This is a genomic window from Azospirillum isscasi, assembly GCF_030849505.1.
GTDB lineage: Bacteria > Pseudomonadota > Alphaproteobacteria > Azospirillales > Azospirillaceae > Azospirillum > Azospirillum isscasi.
Genome location: NZ_JAUJFI010000223.1, coordinates 1 through 7,135, shown reverse-complemented (window position 1 = coordinate 7,135; position 7,135 = coordinate 1). Strand labels below are relative to the sequence as shown.

Below are 7,135 nucleotides of genomic sequence, written 5' to 3'. Positions count from 1 at the left end.
CGGCCTTCGTGGCGATCCCCCTGCGGCGGGCGGAGCGGGTCCGCACCCGGTCCTGCGCCGCGGCCAACGCTGAATCGTCAACAAATCGGAGGGGCAGGGCGAGCAGGCGCGCCGCCTCCGCCACGCCTGCCTCGTTCCGCTTGCGCACCGGTGCCGCGAGTTGCACGGCGCCGCGGGCGGCCTCGTCCAGAGCGGCTTCGTCGAAGGCGGCGCGGACCAGCCCGGCGATCTCGGCGCCGGGGCAGCCCGCCCGGCAACCGATGCCCGCCGCGATGATGGCGGGCGCCGTCACAGCGGCTTCTCCGCCAGCCACAGCGTGACCGGCATCAGCGGGCGCCAGCCGGTGAAGCCGCCGATGGGGGCGGCCCGGCTGACGGCGATCTGCGACAGTTGCCCGCCCAGCCGCTTGTGGGTGGCGATCAGCATGGCCTCGCTTTCCAGCGTCACGGCGTTGGCGACGATCCGCCCGCCGGGCTTCAGCGCCGACCAGCAGGCGTCCAGCACCCCATCGTTGGTCAGCCCGCCGCCGATGAACACCGCGTCCGGCGCCGGCAGCCCGGCCAAGGCTTCCGGCGCCTTGCCGCGCACCAGATCCAGCCCCGGCACGCCGAAGGCGGCGGCGTTGGCGGGAATGCGGGCGGCGCGGTCGGCCTTGTGCTCCACGGCGACGGCGCGGTTCGCCGGGTCGCTCAGCATCCATTCGACGCCGATGGAGCCGGACCCGGCCCCGACGTCCCACAGCAGCTCGCCGCGGCGCGGGGCCAGCCAGGACAGGGTGACGGCGCGGATTTCCCGCTTGGTGATCTGGCCGTCATGCTCGAACCAGTCGTCGGGCAGGCCGGGCGTGCGCGGCAGGGCGCGGGTGCCGGGGGCGGCGCGGCACTCCACGGCCAGCGTGTTCAGGTCGGCCACGCGCTCCGCGGACCAATCCTCAGCGCTGTTTGCGGCGTTGCGCTCGCGGGGGCCGCCCATGGCTTCCAGTGCGGTCAGGCGCGACGGCCCGAAGCCGCGGGAGCGCAACAGCGCCGCCAGCTTGGCCGGGGTCGTGCCGTCCCAGGACAGGATCAGCAGCCGCGCGCCGGGGTGCAGATGCGGGATGACCAGCTCCAGCGGACGGCCATGCACGGTCAGGGTGGTGCAGTCCTGCAAGGGCCAGCCCATGCGGGCGGCGGCGAGGCTGAAGGCGGAGGGGGCCGGAACGGCCAGCATCTCGTCCGCCGGGATCAGTCCGGTCAGCGTGGCGCCGATGCCGTACCAGGACGGGTCGCCGCTCGCCAGCACGCAGACCCGTTGGCCGCGCCGCGCCAGCAGGGCGGGATAGGCGTCCGACAGGGGGGAGGGCCAGGACAGCCGCTCCTGTCCGCTCCGCTCCGGCACCAGCGCCAGATGGCGGGCGCCGCCGGCCAGAAGCTCCGCCCCTTCGACCAGCGCGCGGGCGGCGGGCGACAGACCGTCCCACCCGTCCTCGCCGATGCCAACGACGCTCAGCCAACGCGCTTGCGCTGTGCTATTGGCTGTGTTGCTCATGACGCTCTCCAGGGAGGACAAGCATGAAGGCGCTGATTCTGGGCGGCACCACCGAGGCCACGGCGCTGGCCCGCCTGCTCGGCGGCCACCCGCGCATCGACGCGGCGGTGTCGCTGGCCGGGCGCACGAAGCAGCCGGTCCTGCCGCCCCTGCCGACCCGCATCGGCGGCTTCGGCGGGGTGGACGGGCTGGCCGCACACCTCGCCGAGAACGGCATCCGGGCGGTGGTGGACGCCACGCACCCCTTCGCCGACCAGATCTCCGCCAACGCCGTGGCGGCCTGTGCCCGCACGGGCGTGCCGCTGCTGGTCCTGACCCGCAAGCCGTGGGTGCCGGGCGCGGGCGACCGCTGGATCGGCGTGCCGGACATGGCGGCTGCCGCCGAGGCTCTGCGCCCGCTGGGCGGGAGCGTCTTCCTGACCATCGGGCGGCAGGAGGTCGCGGCGTTCGAGGCGGTGCCGGGCAAGCGTTACCTGATCCGCGCCGTCGATCCGCCGGAACCGGTGCCGAACTTGCCGGACTACCGCCTGATCCTCGACCGCGGCCCCTTCACGCTGGAGGGGGAGTGTGCGCTCCTGGAGGAGCATCGGGTGGATGTGATCGTCAGCAAGAACAGCGGCGGCACGGCGACGGAGGCGAAGCTGGAGGCCGCCCGCCGCCGCGGCATCCCCGTGGTGATGGTCGAGCGCCCGCCCGGCAACGGCGTGGCCGAGGTGCACGACGCGGCGGCGGCGCTGGGGTGGTTGGAGACGCTGTAGAGTCGGGCCCCCGCTCACCCCCTTACCCCATAGCTGCGCGGCGTATAGACCCACGGCTGCGCGCCCTCGCGCGGCACCAGCCGGCTGTGCGACGCGCCGATGATGACGCAGGTCCGCATGTCGGCCTGCGCCGCGTCCGCCGCCCCCAGAGTCGTGACGGTCAGCGCCTCGTCGGGGCGCCCGACCGCCTGGGCGAGGATCACCGGCGTGTCCGCCGACCGGAGGTCGCGCAGCGCGTCGAAGGCGGCGCCGAGCTGCCAGGGGCGGGCGCGGCTGATCGGGTTGTAGAGCGCGATCACGAAATCCGCCTCCGCCGCCAGACGCAGGCGCTTCAGCACCACTTCCCACGGCTTCAGATTGTCGGACAGCGAGATGGCGCAGAAATCATGGCCCAGCGGGGCACCGGCCCGCGCCGCCGCCGCCTGCATCGCGGAAATGCCGGGATCGACGGACAGCGGCACGCGGTGCCACTCGGCGGGTGCCGCCGGGTCGTCCAGCGCTTCGAACACCGCGGCGGCCATGGCGAAGATTCCGGGGTCGCCGCCCGACACCACCGCCACCCGGCGGCCCTCCGCCGCCAGTTGCAGGGCGTGGCGGGCGCGGTCCAGCTCCACCCGGTTGTCGGAGGCGTGGCGCACCTGCGGTCCCGGCGGCACGCGGTCCACATAGGGGAAATAGCCGATGAGGTCGGTCGCCTCCGCCAGATCGCGCCGGGCTTCCGGCGTCAGCCAATCCTCGGTCCCCGGTCCCAGCCCGACGACCTTCAACCAGCCGGTCATCGCCGCAGCCCTTCGCCGGGGATGACGATCTGCGAGAAGTAGGGGGCGGTCTCCGGCGCCTCGCGGAAGGGCATCACGCGCTGGTTCTCCATGCTCGCCCGCTCGATGTACCAGGCGCGGTCGGCCAACCCGGCGGCCTCCACGGCGCGGCGGACCTTCGGCAGGTTCTGGCCCAGCTTCATGACGACGGCGGCGTCGGCGTTGCGCAGCGCCTGCACCAGCGCCTCCTCCCCCAGCGTGCCGGGGATGACCGACAGCACGTCGTCGCGCAGGGTCAGCGGGCGCGGCAGCAGCGAGGCGCTGCACATCATCGAGGTCACGCCCGGCACCACCTGCGTCGGGAAGCGCGAGGCCAGCCGCAGGAACAGGTGCATGAAGCTGCCGTAGAAGAAGGCGTCGCCCTCGTTCAGCGCGGCGATGGAGCGCCCGGCGGCGAGATGTTCGGCCAGCCGCTCGGCGGACTCGTCGAAGAAGGCTTCGATCTGGCGGCCGTAGTCGGGGTGGCTGGGCGGCAGCTCCACCGTCACCGGGTAGACCATCGGCAGCTCGATGTGCTCCGCCGTGATGCAGCCGGCGGCGATGCGCCGGGCCTGACCGGAGGTGCCGCGCTTGCAGAAATAGGCGACCACCGGGCAGGCCCCGATGGTGCGGATGGCGCGGACGGTCATCAGGTCGGGATCGCCGGGGCCGACGCTGACGCCGTAGAGGGTGCCGGCGGGGATTTGGGATTCGGTGCTCATTCCACGTCGCTCGCCAGGGCGTTGACCGCCGCCGCCGCCATGGCGCTGCCGCCGCGCCGGCCCTTGATCGCCAGGAAGGGCAGGCCGAAGGGCGCCTCGGCCAGCGCGTCCTTGCTTTCCGCCGCACCGACGAAGCCCACCGGGAAGCCCAGCACCGCCGCCGGCTTCGGCGCGCCGTCGCGGATCATCTCCAGCAGCTTGAACAGGGCGGTCGGCGCGTTGCCGATGGCGACGACCGAGCCCGCCAGCCGGGGCACCCACAGCTCCAGCGCGGCGGCGGAGCGGGTGTTCTCGACCTGTCTGGCAAGCTCCGGCACCGCCGGGTCGCGCAGCGTGCAGACGACGGGGTTGTCCGCCGGCAGGCGCGCCCGGGTGATGCCGTGGGCGACCATCTCGCTGTCGCAAAGGATCGCCGCGCCGCTGCGGAGCGCCTTGCGCGCCGCCGTCCCCACGTCGGCGGAGAACATCAGGTCCTGCGCCGCGTCCACCATGCCGCAGGCGTGGATGACGCGCACCGCCACCGGCTTCAGGTCGTCGGGGATGGCCGACAGGTCGGCCTCCGCCCGGATGGTGGCGAAGGACTGGCGGTAGATGGCCGCTCCATCGCGGATGTAGTCGTAAAGCGGCTCAGCGGACACGGGACAACTCCTCGACAGACAGATCGGCCCCAGACAAAGAGGCGACGGCGGTGACGGCGGCGTCCGGGCTCAGGCCGGACCGCCAGGGCGTGCCGCCGGGGGCGGCGTTCAGCGCGACGTCGTAGACGCCCTCCCGCGCGGTGAGCGTGACATCCGCCGCACCGGGATGGGCGCAACCCTTCGCGCAGCCGGAGACATGCACCATCCGCACCGTCTCCAGCAAGCCCGCCGCACGCGCCGCGATGGACAAGCCGTCCGCGTGGGTGTCGGTGGTGCCCACGTCGCAGCCGGTGACCCCGCTGCACGCGGTGATCTTCAGGCGGAGGTCGTGGTGGTCGAGGATGCCGCCGAGGGCCGCCGCTTTCTCCGCGGCGCCGTCCTGGGGGGCGGCGAGAAGCAGGGCGCGCCAGGGGGTGATGCGGATTTCATGGGTGAGGGCGGCCAGCGCCTCCAGCCGGTCGCAGTCGAGGCGGCCGAAGGGGAAGGCGACGCCCAGCCAGGAGGGTTGGTGGCCGAGGACGAGTCGGGTCGGCGGCGTTTGCCCCCTCCCTGACCCTCCCCCGCTGCGCAGGGGAGGGGATGAGGCTTGCGCGGAGGGAAGGGGCCCATGCGCAGCATGGGAAGGGTGGGGGCAATTGAGCAACCACGTCCCCACCCGCTCCCGCAACACCTCCACCCCCAGCGCCCTGACCAGCCCGGCCATGCGCCGCGGCGGCTCCGCCAGCGTCTGCCGCAACTCCAGAAAGGTCCCCGCCAGCGCCGCCGCAAGCTCCACCAGATCGTCGGGGCGGCAGTGGCCCAGCACCACGGCCCCTTCAAAAGTTCCCCCCAGCCCGACGCGGAACAGCGGCCCGTCCACCGCGTCGAAGCGCACGTCGGTGCTGCTGTCGAACAGGGTGGCCTGCCCGCCGCCGTCCACCAGCCAGCCGAACTTCGGCGGCAGCCGGTGCAACGCCCGGTCCGCCGCCAGCCGCGCGTCGAGCGCCAGGGCGTAGGGGCGCACGTCCAGGACCGCCGTCCCGTCCAGCCCCGCCGTGGGGGAGGTCAGCACGTTGCGCACCGCCTCGCTCTCCACATCATCCGAGACGTAGCCGAGCGCGCGAAGCTCCGCGATCAGCGCCTCCATGTCCGCCGCGCCCACGCCGCGCAGTTGCAGGTTGCCGCGGTGGCTGAGGTCCACCAGACCGTTGCCGTAGCGCCGCCCAAGTTCCGCGATCCGCCTCGCCGCGGCGGCGGGAAGCACCCCCGCCGGGACGCGCACGCGGACCAGCAGCCCGTCGCCGACCTCCATGGGAGCGAGAACGCCGGGGCACATGCCGCGCCGGCGGGGCGGATTGCGGGTTTGGGTGATCGCGCTCATGCAGACATCTCCTTGCGGCGGCGCAGATCGTCGCCCGTCGAATTGCGGCGTGGGTGCCAGAGGCCGCGGTCCAGCGCCTCGGTCAGCCGGTGCAGAATATGCCGGGCGGCGGCGGGATTGGACTGCGCCAGGAAGTCCCACACCCGCGGGTCGTCCACATAGGCGTCGTAGAGCTGGTCGAAATGATGGGGCCGCACCGCCGCCGTGGTCGCGGCGAAGGCGAACAGCGTGTCCACGCTGGCCGCCAGTTCCCCGGCGCCGCGGTAGCCGTGGCGCATCATGCCCTCGATCCAGCGCGGGTTGGCGGCCCGTCCGCGCAGCACGCGGGCGATCTCCTCCCCCAGCGTGCGGACGCTCAGGCTCTCCGGCTCCGAGCTGTCGAGGTGGTAGAGCGCCGGCTCGTTGGCCGGATCGTTGTTGGTGAGCGCGGCGGCGGCGGAGAAGCCACCCTCATACTGCATGAAGCCGTCGGTGGAGAGCACATCGTGCTCCCGCTGGTCCTGGTGGTGGACCAGCGCGTCGGCCCCGCCGATGCGGCGGCGGAACAGGGCGGGCAGGGCCACGCCCTCCAGCCCCTTGCCGTAGGCGTGGCAGCTTCCCTCCAGATAGGCGGCGCCGAAGTCGGCCCGCGCTGCCCAGTCGCCGCGGGCGATCATGCCGGGCAGCGCCGTGCCGTAGGCGCCGGGGGCGGCCCCGAAAACCCGCGCGCTCGCCCAGCGCTCCGCCTCCGCCGCCGGGGTCCCGCCGGCCCGCAACTCGGCGCGGTCGGTGCGGAACGCGGTGGCGATGGGATTCACGTCGTCGGGCTCGTCCTCCGCCATCACGGCGCGGACGGCCTGGTCGAACAGGGCGATCTGCTGCGGGAACACGTCGCGGAACAGGCCGGAAATGCGCAGAGTCACGTCCACCCGCGGGCGCCCCAGGACCGAGGCCGGCATCACCTCGAAGCCGGTCACCCGTCCGGACCCGTTCTCCCACAGCGGGCGCACGCCCAGCAGGGCCATGGCCTGGGCCAGCTCGTCGCCGCCGGTGCGCATGGCGGGGGTGCCCCAGCAATCCACCACCAGCCGCTTCGGCCAGTCGCCGTGGTCCTGCAAATACCGGGTGATCAGCGCGTCCGCCGCCTGCCAGCCCAGCGTCCAGGCGGTCGGCGTCGGCACGCCGCGCGGGTCGAGCGCGTAGAGGTTCCGCCCGGTGGGCAGCGTGTCGGCCCGTCCGCGGGCGGGGGAGCCGCCGGGGCCGGGCTTGACGAAGCGCCCGTCCAGCCCGGCCAGCAGGGCGGCCATCTCCGCCTCGCCACAGGCGTAGAGCGGCGGGGCGAGGTCCGCCGCCG

8 protein-coding genes are annotated in these 7,135 nt (G+C 73.8%); 1 reads left to right on the top strand and 7 read right to left on the bottom strand.

Annotated elements, in window-relative coordinates; translation table 11 throughout:
* Positions 1-292: cobalamin biosynthesis protein (locus QSG27_RS26590; protein ID WP_306711529.1), on the bottom strand; the 292-nt coding region annotated here is incomplete at its 3' end.
* Positions 289-1,527 carry a precorrin-6y C5,15-methyltransferase (decarboxylating) subunit CbiE gene (gene cbiE / locus QSG27_RS26585; protein ID WP_306711527.1) on the bottom strand — a complete coding sequence of 413 codons (1,239 nt, stop codon included), beginning with the start codon at positions 1,525-1,527 and terminating at the stop codon, positions 289-291. The genes cbiE and QSG27_RS26590, both read right to left, overlap by 4 nt.
* Before the next feature lie 23 nt (positions 1,528-1,550).
* On the opposite strand from cbiE, the gene QSG27_RS26580 reads away from it, so the two are divergent.
* Positions 1,551-2,285 carry a cobalt-precorrin-6A reductase gene (locus QSG27_RS26580; protein WP_306711525.1) on the top strand — a complete coding sequence of 245 codons (735 nt, stop codon included), beginning with the start codon at positions 1,551-1,553 and terminating at the stop codon, positions 2,283-2,285.
* Positions 2,286-2,299: 14 nt separating this feature from the next.
* On the opposite strand, the gene cobJ is transcribed toward QSG27_RS26580, so the two are convergent.
* The 5 genes from cobJ to QSG27_RS26555 all read right to left on the bottom strand — a co-directional run.
* Positions 2,300-3,064, bottom strand: coding sequence for a precorrin-3B C(17)-methyltransferase (gene cobJ / locus QSG27_RS26575; protein WP_306711523.1), 765 nt, complete (start codon positions 3,062-3,064; stop codon positions 2,300-2,302).
* The gene (locus QSG27_RS26570) at positions 3,061-3,804 is read right to left on the bottom strand and encodes a precorrin-2 C(20)-methyltransferase (protein ID WP_306711521.1); all 744 of its coding nucleotides are present in this window, start codon (positions 3,802-3,804) and stop codon (positions 3,061-3,063) included. The genes cobJ and QSG27_RS26570 overlap by 4 nt, the downstream gene beginning before the upstream one ends.
* Positions 3,801-4,442 carry a precorrin-8X methylmutase gene (locus tag QSG27_RS26565; RefSeq protein ID WP_306711520.1) on the bottom strand — a complete coding sequence of 214 codons (642 nt, stop codon included), beginning with the start codon at positions 4,440-4,442 and terminating at the stop codon, positions 3,801-3,803. Before QSG27_RS26565 ends, QSG27_RS26570 begins: the two co-directional genes overlap by 4 nt.
* Complete coding sequence (gene cobG / locus QSG27_RS26560) at positions 4,432-5,802, bottom strand: precorrin-3B synthase (RefSeq protein WP_306711518.1); 1,371 nt, start codon at positions 5,800-5,802, stop codon at positions 4,432-4,434. Before cobG ends, QSG27_RS26565 begins: the two co-directional genes overlap by 11 nt.
* A partial coding sequence (locus QSG27_RS26555) for a cobaltochelatase subunit CobN (RefSeq protein WP_306711516.1) occupies positions 5,799-7,135 on the bottom strand: 1,337 nt, incomplete at its 5' end. The genes cobG and QSG27_RS26555, both read right to left, overlap by 4 nt.